This window comes from Chryseobacterium sp. Marseille-Q8038, assembly GCF_965111995.1.
Window position 1 is genome coordinate 722398 of the sequence record NZ_CBCOPN010000001.1, and the last position, 19663, is coordinate 742060.

Consider the following 19663-nt stretch of genomic DNA (forward strand, 5'->3'; position numbering starts at 1 on the left):
CATCATAATAATCAAAATACAATGAACACAAAAACAAATATCGCACTGGTAACCGGAGGAAGCCGTGGATTGGGGAAAAACTCAGCACTTAAAATTGCTCAAAAAGGATTAGACGTTATTATTACTTACAGAAGCAACAAAGAAGAAGCAGAAGCTGTTGTGAATGAGATAAAATCAATGGGAAGGAATGCTGTGGCATTTCAACTGGATACAAAAGACCTGAAAAGTTTCGATGCCTTTGTAAAAAATGTAACAGATCATTTGCAGGAAAACACAGGAAGTACTCATATTGATTTTCTTATCAATAATGCAGGAACGGCCCTGTATTCACCAATTACGGAAGTAACGGAAGAACAGCTGGACGATGTAGTGGATATTCACTTTAAAGGGGTGTTTTTTCTGACTCAAAAATTATTACCATTTATGAATGATGGAGGAGGGATTATCAATGTCTCTTCAGGACTGGCCAGATTTGCAACACCAGGTTCTTCCGTTTATGGGTCAATTAAAGCAGGAGTAGAAATGCTGACAAAATACATGGCTAAAGAATTAGGTTCAAGGAAAATCAAAGCCAATGTGGTGGCTCCGGGAGCTATTGAAACGGATTTCGGTGGAGGAAGAGTCAGAGACAATGAAGAGATCAACGCTATGGTAGCTGGAGCAACAGCGCTTGGAAGAGTAGGCCTTCCCGATGATATTGGCGGAGTAGTAGCCTTCCTGTGTACAGAAGATGCAAGATGGATCAATGGACAAAGAATTGAAGTTTCAGGAGGAATGTTTTTATAACGTTTTATCACCCAAACGAAACAATATTATTAAAAATCGGCCGGCTCAAAATGAGCCGGCCGATTTTTAATATGGAATAATGTATTTTATTCTACAGCTTCAAGAGGTTCCGGAAGCTGGCATTTCTGCTCCATACATCCAGGTCCGATGTATACACAATACCCTGAAGAATTGGTACATCTTACGTTGCCCAGACCTCCATTGACTGCATGCAGTTCTTTTCGGGTTAATTTTTTTCCTTTGTTTACATTCTTGATTTTCATGGGATCGTTTTAATGGTTATTGATTTTAGTTGATAGGCACCTGGCATTGAGGTTCTCCGCAATATCTTGCATATTCAGAACATTCTGTAGTTCCGGGAAGAATACAAATCTTCAGACCTCCTTTGATCATATTTAATTCTTTTTTGTTTAATTTTTGTCCTTGCAGCAAAACTACTTTTTTCATGATTTTTATATTTAAATGATTGATTATTATAAAAATAGGAAAACAAATTGAATAAATCACTCATTAATGACAAAAATAAATAATCGTACCAGAAAATAATCAAATCATAATAAAAATTCTCACTGATTAAAAGGTAGGGCAGATACTTTTGGTCTTCGAAAATTGCAGCGATATAGGTTTCTTGAAAGTACAGATTCCTATTATAACTTTGATAAATTCTCAAGTGCTTTTTCCAGGGTTTCCTGTTTCTTGGCAAAGCATAACCTGATCACATTCTCATTCAGTTTGTTTTTATAAAATGAGGAGAAAGGAACGCTGGCTACCTTATGACGGATGGTAAGCTCGGAAGCGAAATCAAAGTCATTTTTATCAGAAATTTTATCATACTTTACCGCCTGGAAATAAGTTCCTTCACAATCCAATAGTTCAAATGAAGTGCCTGCAAGACCTTTTCTCAGAAATTCCCGTTTTTCCTGGAAAAATTGATTCAGATAAGTGTAATGTTCATCGTTTTTCATGTATTCTGCCAGTGCAAGCTGAATAGGTGTGTTTACACAAAATACATTGAACTGATGAACCTTTCTGAATTCGTCTGTCAAACTTTTAGGTGCAGCACAATAACCCACTTTCCAGCCTGTAACATGGAAAAGCTTTCCAAAAGAGGCAACAAGAAGGCTTCTTTCTTTCAACTCAGGATATTTACAAATGCTTAAATGTTCTTTTCCGTCAAAAATAATATTCTCGTACACTTCATCGCTCAGAATCAGAATGGAAGTTCCTTTTACGAGTTCAATAAGTTCTTGTATATCATTTTCTTTCAGTATTTTTCCTGAAGGATTGTTGGGATTATTAAGAATAATCATTCTGGTTTTTTCGCTGACAAGATTTTTTACTGCAGCCCAGTCGATTTCATAATCCGGAGCTTTCATTTCAAAACGTTTTACAATCCCTCCGAAAAGCTCTACAGTAGGTTCATAACAATCATAAGCAGGTTCAAAAATAATCACTTCATCATCTTTTTTAATAAAAGAAGCTATCGCGGTGAAAATAGCCTGAGTTCCACCTGCTGTAACTGTTATTTCAGAATCCGGATGATAAATGGCCTGATGGCTGTTTTCTATTTTTCGTGCAATTTCTTCCTTTAGGCCAATCATTCCGCCAAGAGGAGCATATTGGTTGAAGCCTTTTTTAATAAAGTGGTCCACATGATCTAACAATTCTGAATCGGGCATAAAATCCGGGAATCCCTGAGACAGATTGATGGCTTCATTTTCATTGGCAAGTTGAGTCATTTGACTGAAAATAGTAGTTCCTACATTGGAAAGTTTTGACAAAGGAAGTTGTATCATAAAAACAGTTTTGTTGACCGAAATTACTGAAATATTTACAACGGTTTGAAATTGACAGGATAAAAAATTATATAAAGTACAAGTTTACCTCTTATGCTGAGTATTTTTAAGAATAAACAGTTGGTTTTTCAGACAGAATATGATTTTAAACATGTGTTTGATTTTTTCTTTTGAATTTATAGGAAGATAGCTACATTTGCTAGACAAACAACCATTAAAAACAATGACAATGAAGATTAATAAGACTGAGTTTCCTGAAAAATCCATTCTATCTCCGGGAAAAAAAGATTTTGATTATATGGATAGCTTTGAAGGAGAACTGATAAATAAAGAACTTGATATCACGACAGTTGGAAAAGCTTTCTTTACGAGCAGTCCGAAATGGGGAAAGAAAATGTTTACCTTCAGAAATAAGTTAGTGGGACTGTTCGGGTTGAAAACCGGAGCGGAAACAGAAAATAATCAGGCGGAAAAAGATTTTACATGTGAAGTGGGAGAGCGCCTTGGACTTTTTCAGGTGCTGGATAAAACCCATAATGAAATTGTCCTGGGTGAAGATGACAGGCATCTGGATTTCAGAATTTCTCTTTTATTTGATACATGTAAAGATTTTCAGACCCAAAATTCCCTTACGATATCCACTACTGTAAAATTTCATAACTGGCTGGGAGTTCTCTATTTTTTACCCGTTCGGCCTTTCCATAGACTGATTGTACCAGCGATACTGAAAAATATGATTGGGCAGCTGGAAAAGAAGAAACTGTATACAATGTAAAATTGATATAAAATGACCATCCTCATAAAAGGATGGTCATTATTTTAAAAGGAATAAATTTAATAGGAACTTAATAGTAAATCAATCTGTGTATTGCTTACTCCAGCGGGTCTGTTCGCCTTAAGCTGAACACTTAAACTGCTTAATCCATAACAATATTTTAGGAAATTATTTTCAATATTTGCTAAGGTATAGCCGGTAACCTGATCATTTACCGTTCCCATAGGTTGAGGGCTGAATGACTGTCCCAATTCGTTAAAGTTATCAACTAAATTAATAAATAAGCTTGTATAGTCAGAACTTGTATTCAAACTCCAGAACTGATACCCGAAACGGTTAGGAAATACAGGAGGATTGGATGGATTATAATTAGGAGTTCCATAATTAGGAATTCCTCTTTCTCTGTATTCTATTCCTGTTACAAACCATTCTACAGCACATGGCCAGCTTTCCTGCAGCATAGAATTAACCTGTGAATACTGAACTAAACCGGTGTTCATTTTGATAACATGAGATGTATGGGCGAGTTCATGTACAGTGGTTGAGAAATAGTCATCAGAGTTATATTCTGTAGTTGAACCAGGTCGGAATCTTGCTATTTTCAGGTATGGAAAAGCAACATAATTGATTCCCTGCCAATCTTTAGCTGTATTCTTAGCTATAATGTGTGAACGGTTTCCACTTGGTCTGACGGGTCTTTGTAAACCTCCAATGTCTTTATAAAAATAGCGGTAGGCTGCTCTGAACATATGACCCTGCATATTTTCATATCCAGGCATGATGTCATGACTCCAATGGTTGCTTTTAATATTATTTCGTACAACATTGGAAGGACTCACCATATTATCCTTTATGACAAAATGCTTTCTATCCATATGCAGCTTGAAATCTACTTTTTTGTTGTTTGGAAAAGGGGTGCCGCTCAATCCGTACTGGCCGTTTGCATTGGTGATGCCTTCTCTTGTTCTCAAGCTCCTTTTGGCAGTAACTTTGGCGCCTTCAAAAGGGATGAGTGTGTTTAATCTTGTATCGAAGATTCGGATAGTACCATATATTGGGGCACCACCTCCGCCTCCTCCGGGATTCGGGTTTGGATTGGGATACCATTGCCCTGGTTCTCCTATGTTATCCCAGGGCTTATAGTCGCTTGGTTCCCAAGGTGTGAACCCGGATAGATTTTCTGCTCTGTGGACCAGGCTATAGACGAATTTATAATTCATATTACCTGTGCCTAAAAGTTCGATATCCTCCTCGGGAAGATACACTTCCTGAAGAACTTCATAGCTAACTCCTGCAGGTAAGGGGGTTTCGTTTCTTACAGTTGCATATTGAGGTGTAGGCTGATCAGCGGGAACATCGGGATCATGATAGAATTTACCGACTACCAATACTTCTCTGTCAAGCGGATAATCATAAAGAATAAGATCGGATTGCTGAAGTGCTTCCAGTTCATCTTCTGTTATGGGATTAAATTTAATGTACTTGTGTGTAGGACGAATGTTCACAGCAGTCAGTGATCTGTTGCCTTCTGCTTTTTGTTCAGCCAGTAATGATTTGTAAGCAGCCATCATGCTTTCAATCGTGTAAGGAACAGGAAGTTGTTCTCCTAATACTGTAGGTTCTCCTTCTTCAGCATATTTTGTTTCATCTTCTGAAGTGAGATTCCTGTTCATGAGTTCAGAATTGGAAGCTTCAGTGTTGTATTGTTCCATCGTATCGGAGCAGGATGCCGTTAAAAGGCAAGCCATGGCAATATAGAGGGTTATTTTTCTCATGTTTTTGATTTTTCAGTTTTTTGTATTGTTTTCTGATCCGGTAATTGAACTACCGGATGTTTTTGTTTAAAAAATAACATTCCAATCTGCAGACTGGAATGTATCTTTAACCTATTATTTAGGTTCAATCCATGGCAATCCATTCCATGGCATTGTGTAGATAAAAGGAATTCCTCCAATGGGTTGTGGATTCGGAGCAACGGGAGGCTGGGGCTGAGGAATCGCTCCGGGACCGCTTGGTGTAATAAACGCTGTTCCTCCAATAATGGAGTTCATTTGATTTCTCTTGAGTACTTTTCTAGTGATTTTCATGATGATTTTTTTTTGTTTAACATGACGAAAATAGAAAAGAGGCTTAATACACAACAGGAACAATTAATAAGTGTGGAGGATGAGCAAGCAAGTGCGCAGGAAAATGCTTTTATTCCGTTTTTCCTATTGTAGAGAGAAAATCATTTTTTTTCCGGTAAGATACATCCAGAACAGATTCATCACTCATTACTACCTGTCCGCCTCTCCCTTTAATGTATTCCTGCAGATGATCAATATTAATAAGATGCTTATGATGTATCCTGAAAAAGTTCTGTTCAAGAAGTATAGGTTCAAATTCATGAAGGGTTTTGGATACCATGATTTTAGTTTTATTGGTAAGATAAAAAGTGGTGTAGCTCGAATCTGCTTCGCATCGGATAATAGAGGCTATATCTACGATTTTGAATCCCTGAAGAGTAGAAAGAATGATTCTGTTATCTTTTAAAAGAGTAGTTTGTGAAGGCTGCATTTTTTTGATATGATCCAACGCTTTATTGACGGCAATAATGAAATCCATTTTTTTTATAGGCTTTAAAAGATAATCTGTAGCCCCATTTTTAATCGCCTGAATAGCAAAATTTTCGTACGCAGTAATGAAAATAATCTGAGAATGAACTTCATTCAACTTTGATAGTAAATCGAAAGTGGTCCCATCACCTAACTGAACATCCAGAAACAGAATGTCAGGAGAACTTTTGATAAGGTAAATATACGCTTCTTCAACGGAGGAAGCCTGGAATTCTATGTTGATCTCAGGAAATTCATTTTCCATAAGTAATGCAATATAATCTCTTCCATCTTTTTCATCATCAACAATGCATGCCTGTATTTTATTTCTCATAAGGTTGTATATAAAGTTTGATTTGTGTTCCCTGCCCACTATTTTCAGTAAGTGTATTGATTTCTAAAAATATATTGGTATCAAAAAGCTGTTTAAAAGTCTCAATCCTCTTATGTGAAAGTTTTACCCCAAAAGAGTTGTCTTTTTTCAAAGATTCCTTATTGGAGATTCCTACACCATTATCTTCAATGATAATACATAAAGAGACATTCGTATAATCAAAGCTGATGATAATTTGTCCTTTTCTGTCTTTTAATCCTGAAATACCATGCTTTATCGCATTTTCTACAAAAGGCTGTATCAGTAAAGAAGGAATCGTCCAGTTTTGATCTACCTGTTCAGAAATGATGATTTTGTAATCAAAAAGATCTTTTACACGAAGTTTTTCCATATCAAGATACAATGTGAGATATTCCACTTCATCTTTAATAGACATAAAGGTCTTTTCTGAATAATAAAGTGTTTTTCGGATCATTTTGGCGAAAATATCGAGGTAGTTTTCTGTTTCGCGGTAATCTTTTTTATACAATAAAAATTGAATGGAATTCAGGCAGTTGTAAATAAAATGAGGGTTGATCTGAGCTTTAATAGCCTGAAGTTCAAGTTCAGCAATTTTCTTTTCATACTCCATTTTTTCTAGCTTCTTATTCCGTTTTTTATGAAGATAAGAAAAGGTAATCATCAACAGCGCTCCGATGATGACGATAGCTAATATCAGCCTGAACCACCAGGCCTGCCAGAACAGAGGTTTTATATCAAAGGTGATGTCGGAAGAGGTGTAGGATTGTTTTCCGTTATATCCTAAACCGTAAACCCGGAAAGTATATTTACCTGGGGGAATAGAGCTGAAGATGATTTTAGAAGAATTATTGATCTGCCAAGAATTATTAAGACCTTCCAGCTTATATTTATAGCTTATTTTTCCCAATGAGGGATAATCAAGAAAGCTCAGATTGAAAATAACCGTATTATGGGTGTAGGCAGCCAGGCTTTTCTGTAGGTCATAATGTTCATTATTTTCAATGGATACTGAGTTAATGACTACCTTTTTATGAATGAATTTTTCCTGAGTCAGTAGTTTTTTGATGGAAAATATTCCAAGTCCTTTAGAGGTTCCAATGAAGATGGTGTCATTTTTTATCACACAACCGGCTACTGCATCAGAGGGAAGTCCGTCTGTCTGGGTGAAGTTATTGATGTGTTGATCTTCTGCTGCCAGTTCGATTCTGGATATCCCTGAATTGGTGCTTGCCCAGAACGTATTTTTATTTTCTACCTCTATTTTTTTTACCTGATCATTGATTAATCCATCATTCTTTCCGATCTTCCTGATAATTCCTTTAGTATTAAAAATAATGATCCCATAGAGGTTAGTAGATCCCAAATAGGTATGATCGTCTAATTTTTTAATATCCGTAAAATAGTATCCCTTTAAAAATAAAGTCTTCTGCCGGGTTCTGATATTATATTTGTAAAGATCACTGAAGCTGCCAATAAAGAGATTCTCCCTGTCATAAGGGAAAACCGTGTATACGCGTTCCTGAAAAAGAGTGTTTATTTTTTTACTTTTTAAACTGTAGGTCAATAAACCGCCTGAAGTACAGAAAAACAGGGAATCCGGTGTGTAAGAGACAATATTTTTGAGAGAACAGTATATTTTTTCAGAAGTGTTATTAGCCATATCATGAACAATAACCTTACCTGATAAACCGAAAATACTAATAGTACCTTTTAAATAAACAGCAATATTTTCATCTTTATCTCCTTTATCAAGAATTATATTTTGTATTTTATTGTATTTGCTGATAAGTGCGCCGGCAGAATGATTATAGCCGACAAGAATATTTCCGTTATCTTTTGCAATGGCTTTTATATATTCAGAATTACTTTTTAAAGGCAAATTGATATGATTGGCGAAAAGAGACTTTGAAATGAAAAATACACCATTGTTCCGCGAATTGAACCATACATTTTCATCCTTGTCTACCAGAACATTATTGATCACATACCGATCCAGTATTTTGATAGGAGCAGCAAGGGTTTTCTTCTTTTCAGTCAGGGATTGATTGAAATATAAAACTCCTCCATTGCTTAAATTCAGCCACAGTTTGTTGTTTCTATCAATAAGTCCGTAGAAAACATTTTCTTGTGTACCACATTTATAACACAGTATCTTTTTTATGCCTGAGAAAGCAGAGAGTTGATAAATTTCAATCGTATTTTTATGTAAGAACACAAATAGATCATCCTTTTCACAGATCATATTTCCAATACTCCCTCTCAAATATTGTTTTTTTCCGGTAATGATATTGTAGACAAGTATTTCTCCCTGATGGGGATCATGTAAGTAGAGATTGGAAGTGTGGGGTTCAAACCTGAGTGTTTCAAAAGATTTTTTCTCATAATCTAACGGGACGGGGATCTTTTTAACTTTTCCATTTTCATAGATGAAAATATTCTGAGGATTGAAATTTCCATAAAAATAAAGTCGGTTTCCGTTACGGGTAACTTTCGGAATTGAGCTTGAAAACTGATTTTTTACATAGTCATTAATGTTCAGATTGATAACGCGGCCGTTTTTTAAGTAAGCAAAATCATTCAGAAAGGGAAGAATGAATACTTCACCGTTGGGCAAAGGTTCACAGGATATAATATCAATATTCTTTAAACCTTCTTGCTTACCATATTGTTTAAACTCTTTTCCATCAAATCTGAATAAGCCATTATCACTGCCTATCCAGATAAAGCCATTTTTATCTTGTCTCAGGTGATACGTATAGGAGCAGTTTAATCCTTCCTCATCACTATAGTTCACCATCCCGGGGATCTGTGAAGAAAATAATGTGGAAAAGAATAAAACTACAGATAATGTGAGGAAAGTAAATATATTTTTCACATGATATTGATAATTTCGTAAATATATAATTTGATTAATAATAATACAATGATTACAGCGGAATATTGAAAAAAACAAGTTGAAAAAATTCGGATAATTTTAGACAATTTTGTACTTTTGTATGTTTGCTGAAATCATATATGTCACAAGAAATAAATCCAACCTACTCCGAAGATAATATCAGAACCCTTGATTGGCAGGAACACATCCGTCTGCGCCCCGGTATGTACATCGGGAAGCTCGGTGATGGTTCTTCTGCTGATGATGGTATTTATATCCTGTTAAAAGAAATCCTGGACAACTCTATTGATGAGTTCAGAATGCGTTCAGGGAAAAGAATTGAAATAAAGCTGGATGACGGCAAAGTTACTATTCGTGACTTTGGCCGTGGAATTCCGCTTGGGAAAGTGGTAGACGCTGTTTCAAAAATGAATACCGGTGGTAAATACGACAGTAAAGCGTTCAAAAAATCTGTAGGATTGAACGGGGTCGGTACCAAAGCGGTAAATGCCCTTTCCGATTACTTCAGAGTTCGCTCTTTCCGAGACGGAAAAATGAAAGTAGCCGAATTCTCCCGCGGTATGATCCAGGAAAACTTTGATGAAAAGGAAACTTCGGATAGAAACGGTACTGAAATTTCTTTTATTCCTGATGGAGAAATCTTCCTGCATTTCAAATACAGAAAAGAGTATATCGAAAGAATGCTCCGCAATTATGCCTATCTGAATCCGGGACTTAAAATACTTTTCAACGGAGAAACTTTTTATTCTGAAAATGGTCTTAAAGATTTATTGGAAGAAGAATTGGAAAGCGATATCCTTTACCCGATTGTTCATTTGAAGGATAATGATATTGAGTTAGCCATTACCCATTCTGACAAATCACAGACAGAAACCTATTTCTCATTTGTTAACGGACAGAACACAACGCAGGGGGGAACTCACCTTAATGCATTCCGTGAAGCGTATGTAAAAACGATTCGTGAGTTTTTCAATAAAAGTTTTGATGCTTCTGATATCAGAAAGTCTATCATTGCGGCAATCTCAATCAATGTAGAAGAACCGGTTTTTGAATCCCAGACCAAAACAAAATTAGGGTCTAATGATATGGGACCGAACGGACCTACTGTAAGAACATTCATCATTGATTTCCTTAAGAGTAAACTGGACAATTTCCTACACAAAAATCCGGAAATAGCAGAAGCAATCCAGAGAAAAATACTCATTTCCGAAAGAGAAAGAAAAGAACTTTCCGGAATCCAGAAACTGGCCAGAGAAAGAGCAAAAAAAGTATCTCTTCATAATAAAAAACTTCGTGACTGCAGGCAGCACTATAACGATCAGAAAGCTGAGAGAAAAGGTGATACTCAGATCTTCATTACCGAAGGAGATTCTGCATCAGGATCAATCACAAAATCCAGAGATGTAGAAACGCAGGCTGTATTTTCACTGAAGGGTAAACCCCTGAATTGCTACGGCCTTACGAAGAAAGTTGTATATGAAAATGAAGAGTTTAACCTTCTTCAGGCAGCTTTAAATATTGAGGAAAGTCTGGAAGACCTGAGATACAATCAGGTGATCATTGCTACCGATGCCGATGTGGATGGAATGCACATCCGTCTGCTGATGATTACTTTCTTCCTGCAGTTCTTTCCGGATCTGATTAAAAACGGACACCTTTATATCCTTCAGACTCCTTTATTCAGAGTGAGAAATAAAAAGGAAACAAGATACTGCTATTCAGAAGCCGAAAGAGTGAAGGCATTAAATGAACTGGGAAAAAATCCGGAAATCACCCGATTTAAAGGATTGGGAGAAATTTCTCCAGATGAATTTAAGCATTTCATTGGCAAAGATATCCGCTTAGAACCTGTAGTAGTGGGAAAAGACCAGACGATTGATCAGCTTCTGGAATTTTACATGGGGAAAAATACTCCGGACAGACAGACCTTCATTCTTGAAAACCTTGTGGTGGAAGATGATACGGATATTGATAAAAAACAAATTCTGGATGAAGTAGAAAATTAATAGGACTTAAAAAAACTGGTTGCAAAACCATTGCAAATACTGAAAAAAACACAATTTTGGATGAAGTAAGAATTATAATACTTACCCAGCCAAAAAATTAAAATGAGACTAAGTAACCGTAATAAAGCATCAATTTATAACTCTTTGAGTACATTGCTTTTGATGACAACTGTGTTTTGTATAATCGCATTTGTCGCTAATGAATACAGGTTTAATGCAATGGGCAAAGAAAGTTATTTATTGATTATTGTTCCCCTTCTACTGCTGATTATCTTTTACATCAGCGGCAGACAGATTTTTGAATATGACAGCGATGGAGAAGCTTTGAATTTTAAAAACAGGAATATTATCCCCTTTTTAAACAAACCTCTTCACGATGAATTTCCAAAATATAAACTGATAAAATATGATGTAGTCAGTATTCTCTTTTTCAAAAGATTATACATTACGGTTTCCAGTAAGAATAATGGTTCTACAATACTTAAGTACCAGATTTCTTATTTGAACAGAAAACAAGTAAACGATTTAAAACTCTCTCTAAACAAAGTAGTGAAAGCTAATAAAGAGAAAAAAGATAAAACAGATGACGACAGAAGAATATTCGCATGAGGGTGAAAGCTTGAAAAAAGTTTCCGGGCTGTACAAAGACTGGTTTCTTGATTATGCTTCCTATGTAATTCTGGATAGAGCTATCCCTTCAATATATGACGGTTTAAAACCCGTTCAACGAAGAATTATGCACTCCATGCGTGAACTGGAAGATGGCCGTTACAATAAAGTGGCCAATATCGTGGGAAATACCATGAAATATCACCCACACGGTGATGCTTCCATTACAGATGCCATGGTGCAGATTGGGCAGAAAGAGCTATTAATTGATACTCAGGGAAACTGGGGGAATATTTATACAGGAGACTCTGCAGCGGCAGCAAGATATATTGAAGCAAGACTGACTCCTTTTGCCCTGGAAGTAGTATTTAATCCTAAAACTACAGACTGGACAAAGTCTTACGACGGAAGAAACAATGAACCCATTGATTTACCGGTGAAATTCCCTCTGCTTCTTGCACAGGGAGTAGAAGGTATTGGGGTAGGGCTTTCCACAAAAATACTTCCTCATAACTTTAATGAGCTTATCAATGCCTCAGTAGCCTATTTAAAAGGTAAGAAATTTGAACTGTATCCGGACTTTTTAACCGCCGGTTATCTTGATGTCTCCGAATATAATGACGGTCACAGAGGAGGAAAGGTAAGAGCAAGAGCCAAAATTACCCAGACGGATAAGCATACATTGGTAATTTCGGAACTTCCTTATTCTAAAACAACAACTGATCTTATTGACTCTATTTTAAAAGCCAATGAGAAAGGAAAGATCAAAATCAAAAAGATTGAAGACAATACTTCAGATAAGGTAGAAATTCTGATTCATATTCATAATGATGTGTCGCCGGACAAAACTATTGATGCCTTGTATGCATTTACAGACTGTCAGGTAACCATTTCTCCAAATGCCTGTGTGATTGTAGGAGATAAACCTATGTTTTTGACGGTATCTGATATTCTGAAAACGAATACAGATCATACCGTATCCTTACTGAAGAAAGAACTTGAAATTGAGCTTCATGAACTTCAGGAAAGCTGGCATTTCTCTTCATTGGAAAGAATTTTCATCGAGAACAGGATTTACCACGATATTGAAGAGGTGAAAACCTGGGAAGAGGTAATAAAAACCATTGATGCAGGATTAAAACCTCATACCAAACATCTTTTAAGAGCGGTTACAGAAGAGGATATTTTAAAACTGACAGAAATCAGAATCAAGAGAATTTCAAGATTCGATTTAGATAAATTTAAAGAAAATATAGCCTCACTTGAAGGTAAAATTGAACAGGTAAAATACCATCTAGCCAACCTGATTGCTTATGCTATTGATTATTATTTAAACATTCAGAAAAAATACGGTAAAGACAAGCAGAGAAAAACAGAACTTAGAATCTTTGATACCATTGATGCTACAAAAGTAGCTGTTGCCAATGAAAAGTTCTATGCCAATTTCGAAGAAGGTTTTATAGGAACATCTCTGAAAAAAGACCAGTATCTTTTCGATTGTTCAGACATTGATGATATCATCATTTTCAGAAAAGACGGAAGTATGAAAGTGGTAAAAGTAGAGGCCAAAACATTCGTTGGTAAAGATATTCTGCATGTCGCTATTTGGAAGAAAAATGATAAGAGAACGGTATATAATATGATCTATCGCGAAGGAAGAGAAGGCCCATATTATATGAAACGATTCTCTGTAACCGGAGTTACCCGAAATACAGATTATCCGCTAGCTTCTGATAAAAAAGGATCGGAAACCTTATATTTCTCAGCAAATCCTAATGGGGAAGCAGAAACGGTAACCGTGCTTTTAAAACCTAATCCCAGAATCAGAAAGAATAAAATGGAGATCAACTTCTCCGATCTTGCGATTAAAGGACGTGATTCCAAAGGAAATCTTGTGACTAAATATGCCGTGAAGAAAGTAGATATGAAGGAAGAAGGAGTTTCTACTCTGGCACCGAGAAAGATCTGGTTTGATGATACGGTAAGAAGACTGAATGCTGATGTAAGAGGAACATTACTGGGAAGCTTTAAAGGAGATGACAAAATCCTGACGATCAATACAAACGGCGAGGTGAAACTGGTGTCTTTTGATCTGGGTAATCGTTTTGATGATGAATATCTGGTGTTGGAAAAATGGAGACCTGCACAACCGATTACCTGTATCTATTACGATGGAGAAAAAGATATTTATTTCATTAAAAGATTCTTACTGGAAAACACGGTGAATGTACAGACTTTTATGCCTTCTGAACATCCGAAATCATTCATTGAAAATGTAATTGTTGCCAACGATGTTACTGCAGAAATTACTTTTGCAAAAGATAAAGGAAAAGAACGTGATCCGGAAACAATTAATATCGATGAATTCATCGCGGTAAAAGGAATAAAAGCCATTGGTAACCAGTTTACAAAGTTCAAAGTAAAAGCCATCAATATCACTATTCCTGAACCTATAGAAGAAGAGCCTGAAGTATATGAAGATCCGGAACCTACAGGAGATGGGGATGAAGACGGAGGAGTTATTGGTGATTTGTTCCAGGGGGATGGAAATAATGAAAATGAATAGACTGAACACATCTGTTCAGGTATAACATAAAAAGAATACAATGGATATAGTTGTTATCATTATCATTGCAGCCACATGTATTTTTAGCTACATGGGGTTCAATAATACAGCATTATTTGAAAAATATAAATTCAATGTTGGAGCTATTGCAAACCGTAAAGAATATGTAAGGCTTATCAGTTCTGCGTTTTTACATGCAGACTTTATGCACTTATTTTTTAATATGCTTTCCCTGTATTTTTTCCAGGGAGTAGTCATTAGCTTCTTTGGGGAAATAGGATTTTTGATTCTTTATTTCGGATCAATGATTCTTGGGAATTTATTCAGTTTACAGATTTATAAAAATCAGCCTTGGTATTCTGCGATAGGAGCATCAGGTGCGGTTTCGGGAATCATTTTTGCTTCCATTGCCATGGCACCCAATGAGATCAGCGTTAATTTCCTGCCTGGATGGTTATTTGGAACATTATATTTCGGATATTCAGTGTATATGATGCTGAACCCGAAGCAGTGGGATAACCTGGGCCATGCTGCTCACCTGGGAGGTGCTTTTTTTGGATTGGTTTACTCTATTGTAATGCATCCACAGCTGGCCATGAGCAATATCCTTTTCTTAGGAATCATGTCACTTCCGTTAATTTATTTAGGATATGAAATTTTTGTAAGGAAACGAATAGGATAAAAGACTATTTTTAATTAAAATATCAAAACCAATGAACACATCAGAGTTAAACAGTTTCATCGTGATACTTATCTATGGTTCATTGGTTTTGCTTTCTCTGCTGAAGCTTGCCAATCCTTTGAAAGTAAACCGTAAAGCCAATTTCTGGTTTGGGATATTTCTGTTTCTGTGGTCTACCTTTTGGCTGGATGAAGTTCTGTTCCTTATTACGGGCGTAACAATAGAGTTTCATTCTCTGTTTTTCGTGAGATGTATTCAGTTTTTCACACCCATTGTTTTTTACTTTAGTGTGCTGTTCTTTACCAATCCCTCTTTTACCTTCAAAATCAGGGATGTTAGATTCCTGTTACTTCCTGCAGCTTTTGTGCTATGTCTTATCTTAGTAAACCTCGGTTATGAAGCACCATTTGAATATCTGAGTGTTATTTTGATCCTGATTCAGGCTTTGTTTTATACGGCACTTTCTTATATTACCATCCGAAAACATCAAAAGAAGATCCAGCAGTTTTCTTCCAACACAGAAGGAATCAACCTGAACTGGCTGGAATATATTATTCTGGTGCTTCTCATTGTGAATATTATCTATGTAATTTACAATCTTTTCTACGATCCAAAATCATTGAATTTCTTTATCAATGCAGTCTTTTTATCTGTTATTTACTGTGTGGGTTACTACTCTCTGAAGCAGAAGGAAATTTATCCTTTGGAAGAAAAACAGAGACAGGAGCTGATCTCTATTGATGAAGATTCTGATCCGGAAGAAACCAGAAGAAAACTTATTTCTGATGAAGAATTAATAAAGATTAAAACCTCATTGGAAGGTATTATGGAAACACAAAAACCTTACCTTGACAGCGAACTTAATCTGATCAGACTGGCTGAAATGCTATCTGTTTCTACCCATCATCTGTCGTATGTGATCAATACAGGTTTTGGAAAAAATTTCTTCCAATATGTAAATGAGTATAGAGTAGACTATGCTAAAAAGCTTCTGAAAGAACCGAACGGTAAATTATCCATTTTAGGAATTGCTTACGAATCCGGATTCAATTCCAAAACCTCTTTCAATACAACTTTTAAAAAAGTAACCGGACAAACCCCTTCTGAATTCAAAAAATAAGTTCCGGTTTATAAAGTTTTACTTTGTTTTGTGTTTAATTTTCTGACTTTCAATTAATTAGTTATTTGTTTTGAAAATTTTAAAATGAGTTCGCTCAGATAATTCTGAACATTAAAGCCTGCCTTTCATGATAGCTTTGTACCATAAATTTAAAACGTATGGATACCAAAGAATCATATGCTGTAGTCACAGGAGCAAGCCAGGGATTAGGCAAATCATTCGCAGAACAGTTGGCCAAAAAAAAGATCAATGTTATTCTTATAAGCCTTCCGGATCAGAACCTCAAAGAATTTTCAAGAGAGCTGGAAGAACACTATGAAATAAAAGTCCATTATTATGAAACGGATCTTTCTGTCCATGAAAATGTGATGAAACTTACGGAATGGCTTAACCGCTCTTTTGATATTCATATCCTGATTAATAATGCAGGGCTGGGCGGAACTAAAAAGTTTACAGAAGCTTCCTCGAATTATATCAACACTATATTGCAGGTGAATGTAGCAGCAACATCATTAATTACCCATCAACTGCTTCCAAATCTTTTAAAGCAACCCAAAGCCTATATTCTGAATGTTTCAAGCATGGCTGCATTTTCACCCATAGGTTTTAAGACTGTATATCCCGCATCCAAAAGCTTTATCCATTCATTTTCAAGAGGACTTCATGAAGAACTGAAAGATACCAACGTTTTTGTAAGTGTTGTAAATCCGGGCGCGATGAAAACGAATCAGGATGTATGTGAAAGAATAGAAAAGCAAGGTTTTATGGGGAGATTAACGCTTTTAAATCCTGATAAAGTAGCCTCATACTGTATTCGTCAACTGTTTAAAAAAGATTCCGTAATTATGGTGAATCCAATCAGCTGGCTGGTAATGAAAATATTACCTATATGGATTAAACTTCCCTTGATGACCCAGGCTATAAAAAGAGAGATTGAAGCATGAAAAAAATTTGTGTAACCGGAGCAACAGGTCTTCTGGGAACTAATGTTATCTTAAAATTATTACAAAATGGTTATTCTGTTATTGCTCTGGTGCGCAAGAAAAGCAACTGGCTGGGCGAAGAAAATGAAAATATGAAACTGGTGGAAGCTGACCTTTCGTCTGATATATCAGCACTTTTCACTGATGTCGACTGTATCATTCATATAGCGGCAGAAACACGCCAAAATCTCTTCAATTATGATGAATACAGGAAAGTGAACTATGAAACCGTTGTGAATCTCTTTACATATGCAGAACTGATGAGAGTAAAAACGTTTTTGTTTGTAAGTACAGCAAATACTATAGGATTTGGAAATACTGCTTTCCCGGGAAATGAAAATGCACCGCAGCTATATCCTTTTACCCATTCATTCTATGCTCAGAGTAAGCGGGAAGCAGAAGATTATCTTTTAAACAACCGCAAAAATACAGAGGTTGTCATTGTTAACCCAACCTTTATGATGGGAGCTTATGACAGCAAACCCAGTTCCGGAAAAATTATTTTCTGGGCATGGAAAAAGAAAGTAATATTGTATCCGAAAGGAGGCAAAAACTTTGTACACGCGGAAGATGCCGCCAACGGAATAGTAACTGCCATTGAAAAAGGAAGGAATGGTGAAAAATACCTTTTAGCCAATGAAAATTTAAGCTACCAAGAATTTTTTAAGAAAATAAACCGGATTACAAATCAAAATCCGGTTATGATAGCCATTCCCAACAGAATTTTGAGTTTCCTTGGATTGATAGGTGACGGCTTGAGAAAATTAAGCATAAAAACAAATCTCAGTACCTCCAATATGAAAGCCCTGCAGATCAGTAATTATTATTCTAATCGGAAATCAGTACAAGATCTGAATCTTCAATACCAGTCTACTGATAAAGCAATAGAAGATGCTGTTCAGTATTTTATTGAAAATAAAAAAACCAGCTCTTAAAAGCTGGTTTTATCAAAATTATCTTGTTATTTTCTGAGTTACATTTTTGTTGGAAATAACACAGGCTTTACTGCAGTTATTGGTACTAGAAATATTCACCTGTACCAATGCTGGCAATGATCTGTATTCTTCCTTATTGTAAGGAGCTTCAGTACCGTTGCTTCCACCTCCTTTAATGTCATATTGTACCTGGGCAACTCCGGTGAATCCAGCCGCTGGCTTGAAAGAAAGCGCTCCGGTAGTTGGGAAATAGGTCCATGTTCCCTGGCTGCTGGTATAGACACCTCCTGTTATATTCGGAATTACGGCTCCGTTGTTATCCAAAAAGCGGAATGAATTAAAATCAAGGTTGTTATAGGAAAGTGTTGGCGGATTTTGTCCGGCTGCTGAAGAATAAGCTGCATCATTAAGCAAAGGATAATAGATTGATTTTATCCCCGGGCAGCCAGCAAACAGATCATCTGTTACTTCGGCAGCATAAGGTCTTGTAACCCCTAAGTTTTTCAGTAAATGTATATTTTTTGCGGCTCCTGTAGAAGCTGCAAACCCAATTCTGAAAGTAGAGGGCGCTGAAGTATCCAGCGTTCTCACTGTACTGTTGGATATCGTCGTCTCGGTATATTTCAGAGAAGTAGGGTAATAATAATTATCAATCACTTTTTCTTTCACTGTTCCGTGCTGTATTTCCAGGGATATATTGTAACCTCCGGCAGGATTGGGAACCAGAGTGATATATGCCTTACGGAATCTTACATCATTTTCATTTAGAGGAATTGTAGTTCCTCCGCTTTCTATACTGAATTGTTGAAGAGCTGTATTTTTAACACCAATATATTTCCCAGTTGTGGTATCCAGATAAGCTGATCTGTTAGTGCTGGAAGGTGATGCATTGGTTGCTATGCTGTAAAGCAGTGGATAACCATTGTATCCCGCAGGCTCAGCTGAAGACAGATATTGATTTCCACGCTTACCTCTTAAAGAAACATTACTGCGTCCATCAGCTAATCCCACTCCAAATATTCCATTTCTAACTCTTTCCCCTTGGTTAAAGCTTGTTTTGAAATTTCCGAATTCATCCAGACCAATTCCCAGATATGCTCCTCTCAGTCCTTCCGTAGACTCGCCTCCACGTACAAAACTATATCCTAATCCTCCTCCAAAATATCCCAGATTAAGCTGGCTCTTAGGAATAGATCCATCCACTAAGAATATGGAAATACCGTCTCCTCCGTTGGTATTTCCTCCATAAATAGCAAATTCAAATTCGAATTTAATTCCCTGGTCACTTTTGAATATTTTATCGGCAAGTATAACACCTCCTGAAATATTATTCACACTTCGGGTAAGCCTTAGCCCGTCCGTAGTAAAGGTTGCATCATTCTGAACACCGCTTGTTGCCACTTTATAAGCTTCTTGAGGTTGTAATCCCTGGGTAAAATTGACAAAATACGGATAGCCTGTCCCTTGCTCATTCTGTGCCTGAATATTTTGAGAGAAAATAAATAAGGAAAGAATAAACAAAAACTTTTTGTGCTGTACAATTGAAGTACTTTTTATCAT

The 19663-nt window shown here is 36.3% G+C and carries 17 protein-coding genes; 9 read left to right on the forward strand and 8 right to left on the reverse strand.

Features of this window, described 5'->3' with window-relative positions:
- Positions 1-21 precede the first annotated feature (21 nt).
- Positions 22-786, forward strand: coding sequence for an SDR family NAD(P)-dependent oxidoreductase (locus tag ACWPWS_RS03330; RefSeq protein ID WP_454045490.1), 765 nt, complete (start codon positions 22-24; stop codon positions 784-786).
- 86 nt (positions 787-872) lie between these two features.
- Here the strand turns inward: ACWPWS_RS03330 and ACWPWS_RS03335 are convergent, their stop codons facing one another.
- The 3 genes from ACWPWS_RS03335 to ACWPWS_RS03345 form a co-directional block, all read right to left on the reverse strand.
- Positions 873-1049 (reverse strand): hypothetical protein, encoded by a 177-nt coding sequence (locus ACWPWS_RS03335; protein WP_209784161.1) that lies wholly within the window; start codon positions 1047-1049, stop codon positions 873-875.
- Between the two features lie 25 nt (positions 1050-1074).
- Entirely contained in the window at positions 1075-1233 is a 159-nt protein-coding gene (locus ACWPWS_RS03340; RefSeq protein ID WP_209784162.1) for a hypothetical protein, read from the reverse strand.
- A 200-nt stretch (positions 1234-1433) separates the two neighbouring features.
- On the reverse strand, positions 1434-2582 hold the full coding sequence (locus tag ACWPWS_RS03345; protein WP_454045491.1) for a methionine aminotransferase: 1149 nt from the start codon (positions 2580-2582) through the stop codon (positions 1434-1436).
- 229 nt (positions 2583-2811) lie between these two features.
- On the opposite strand from ACWPWS_RS03345, the gene ACWPWS_RS03350 reads away from it, so the two are divergent.
- Entirely contained in the window at positions 2812-3357 is a 546-nt protein-coding gene (locus ACWPWS_RS03350) for a DUF2867 domain-containing protein (RefSeq protein ID WP_454045492.1), read from the forward strand.
- A 59-nt stretch (positions 3358-3416) separates the two neighbouring features.
- On the opposite strand, the gene ACWPWS_RS03355 is transcribed toward ACWPWS_RS03350, so the two are convergent.
- The 4 genes from ACWPWS_RS03355 to ACWPWS_RS03370 all read right to left on the reverse strand — a co-directional run bounded on the left by ACWPWS_RS03355 (position 3417) and on the right by ACWPWS_RS03370 (position 9181).
- A complete protein-coding gene (locus ACWPWS_RS03355) occupies positions 3417-5132 on the reverse strand; it encodes a hypothetical protein (RefSeq protein ID WP_454045493.1) in 1716 nt (571 codons plus the stop codon).
- A gap of 114 nt (positions 5133-5246) precedes the next feature.
- The gene (locus ACWPWS_RS03360; protein WP_105682021.1) at positions 5247-5444 is read right to left on the reverse strand and encodes a hypothetical protein; all 198 of its coding nucleotides are present in this window, start codon (positions 5442-5444) and stop codon (positions 5247-5249) included.
- Positions 5445-5553: 109 nt separating this feature from the next.
- Positions 5554-6285 carry a LytR/AlgR family response regulator transcription factor gene (locus ACWPWS_RS03365; RefSeq protein ID WP_454045494.1) on the reverse strand — a complete coding sequence of 244 codons (732 nt, stop codon included), beginning with the start codon at positions 6283-6285 and terminating at the stop codon, positions 5554-5556.
- Entirely contained in the window at positions 6275-9181 is a 2907-nt protein-coding gene (locus tag ACWPWS_RS03370) for a sensor histidine kinase (protein WP_454045495.1), read from the reverse strand. Before ACWPWS_RS03370 ends, ACWPWS_RS03365 begins: the two co-directional genes overlap by 11 nt.
- Positions 9182-9321: 140 nt before the next feature.
- On the opposite strand from ACWPWS_RS03370, the gene ACWPWS_RS03375 reads away from it, so the two are divergent.
- The 7 genes from ACWPWS_RS03375 (at position 9322) to ACWPWS_RS03405 (ending at position 18103) form a co-directional block, all read left to right on the forward strand.
- Entirely contained in the window at positions 9322-11208 is a 1887-nt protein-coding gene (locus ACWPWS_RS03375) for a DNA topoisomerase IV subunit B (RefSeq protein WP_105682024.1), read from the forward strand.
- A 102-nt stretch (positions 11209-11310) separates the two neighbouring features.
- The gene (locus ACWPWS_RS03380) at positions 11311-11817 is read left to right on the forward strand and encodes a hypothetical protein (RefSeq protein ID WP_245169682.1); all 507 of its coding nucleotides are present in this window, start codon (positions 11311-11313) and stop codon (positions 11815-11817) included.
- Positions 11792-14383, forward strand: coding sequence for a DNA gyrase/topoisomerase IV subunit A (locus ACWPWS_RS03385; RefSeq protein ID WP_454045496.1), 2592 nt, complete (start codon positions 11792-11794; stop codon positions 14381-14383). Before ACWPWS_RS03380 ends, ACWPWS_RS03385 begins: the two co-directional genes overlap by 26 nt.
- Before the next feature lie 40 nt (positions 14384-14423).
- Positions 14424-15065 carry a rhomboid family intramembrane serine protease gene (locus tag ACWPWS_RS03390; protein ID WP_034696498.1) on the forward strand — a complete coding sequence of 214 codons (642 nt, stop codon included), beginning with the start codon at positions 14424-14426 and terminating at the stop codon, positions 15063-15065.
- Positions 15066-15096: 31 nt separating this feature from the next.
- Complete coding sequence (locus ACWPWS_RS03395) at positions 15097-16185, forward strand: helix-turn-helix domain-containing protein (protein ID WP_454045497.1); 1089 nt, start codon at positions 15097-15099, stop codon at positions 16183-16185.
- A gap of 158 nt (positions 16186-16343) precedes the next feature.
- On the forward strand, positions 16344-17129 hold the full coding sequence (locus tag ACWPWS_RS03400; RefSeq protein ID WP_454045498.1) for an SDR family NAD(P)-dependent oxidoreductase: 786 nt from the start codon (positions 16344-16346) through the stop codon (positions 17127-17129).
- Positions 17126-18103: an NAD-dependent epimerase/dehydratase family protein gene (locus ACWPWS_RS03405; protein ID WP_454045499.1), complete on the forward strand. Its 978-nt coding sequence runs from the start codon at positions 17126-17128 to the stop codon at positions 18101-18103. Before ACWPWS_RS03400 ends, ACWPWS_RS03405 begins: the two co-directional genes overlap by 4 nt.
- 18 nt (positions 18104-18121) lie before the next feature.
- Here ACWPWS_RS03405 and ACWPWS_RS03410 read toward each other — a convergent pair whose 3' ends face one another.
- Positions 18122-19663, reverse strand: a complete 1542-nt coding sequence (locus ACWPWS_RS03410) for a hypothetical protein (protein ID WP_454045500.1) — start codon at positions 19661-19663, stop codon at positions 18122-18124.

What these genes read in the sequence shown, in the direction of transcription:
- ACWPWS_RS03335 (WP_209784161.1), bottom strand. Translation starts at nt 1,049, where the DNA reads ATGAAAATCAAGAATGTAAACAAAGGAAAAAAATTAACCCGAAAAGAA.
- ACWPWS_RS03405 (WP_454045499.1), top strand. Translation starts at nt 17,126, where the DNA reads ATGAAAAAAATTTGTGTAACCGGAGCAACAGGTCTTCTGGGAACTAAT.
- ACWPWS_RS03385 (WP_454045496.1), top strand. Translation starts at nt 11,792, where the DNA reads ATGACGACAGAAGAATATTCGCATGAGGGTGAAAGCTTGAAAAAAGTT.
- ACWPWS_RS03360 (WP_105682021.1), bottom strand. Translation starts at nt 5,444, where the DNA reads ATGAAAATCACTAGAAAAGTACTCAAGAGAAATCAAATGAACTCCATT.
- ACWPWS_RS03345 (WP_454045491.1), bottom strand. Translation starts at nt 2,582, where the DNA reads ATGATACAACTTCCTTTGTCAAAACTTTCCAATGTAGGAACTACTATT.
- ACWPWS_RS03390 (WP_034696498.1), top strand. Translation starts at nt 14,424, where the DNA reads ATGGATATAGTTGTTATCATTATCATTGCAGCCACATGTATTTTTAGC.
- ACWPWS_RS03365 (WP_454045494.1), bottom strand. Translation starts at nt 6,285, where the DNA reads ATGAGAAATAAAATACAGGCATGCATTGTTGATGATGAAAAAGATGGA.
- ACWPWS_RS03330 (WP_454045490.1), top strand. Translation starts at nt 22, where the DNA reads ATGAACACAAAAACAAATATCGCACTGGTAACCGGAGGAAGCCGTGGA.
- ACWPWS_RS03400 (WP_454045498.1), top strand. Translation starts at nt 16,344, where the DNA reads ATGGATACCAAAGAATCATATGCTGTAGTCACAGGAGCAAGCCAGGGA.
- ACWPWS_RS03350 (WP_454045492.1), top strand. Translation starts at nt 2,812, where the DNA reads ATGAAGATTAATAAGACTGAGTTTCCTGAAAAATCCATTCTATCTCCG.
- ACWPWS_RS03375 (WP_105682024.1), top strand. Translation starts at nt 9,322, where the DNA reads ATGTCACAAGAAATAAATCCAACCTACTCCGAAGATAATATCAGAACC.
- ACWPWS_RS03410 (WP_454045500.1), bottom strand. Translation starts at nt 19,663, where the DNA reads ATGATAAAAAGTACTTCAATTGTACAGCACAAAAAGTTTTTGTTTATT.
- ACWPWS_RS03380 (WP_245169682.1), top strand. Translation starts at nt 11,311, where the DNA reads ATGAGACTAAGTAACCGTAATAAAGCATCAATTTATAACTCTTTGAGT.
- ACWPWS_RS03340 (WP_209784162.1), bottom strand. Translation starts at nt 1,233, where the DNA reads ATGAAAAAAGTAGTTTTGCTGCAAGGACAAAAATTAAACAAAAAAGAA.
- ACWPWS_RS03355 (WP_454045493.1), bottom strand. Translation starts at nt 5,132, where the DNA reads ATGAGAAAAATAACCCTCTATATTGCCATGGCTTGCCTTTTAACGGCA.
- ACWPWS_RS03395 (WP_454045497.1), top strand. Translation starts at nt 15,097, where the DNA reads ATGAACACATCAGAGTTAAACAGTTTCATCGTGATACTTATCTATGGT.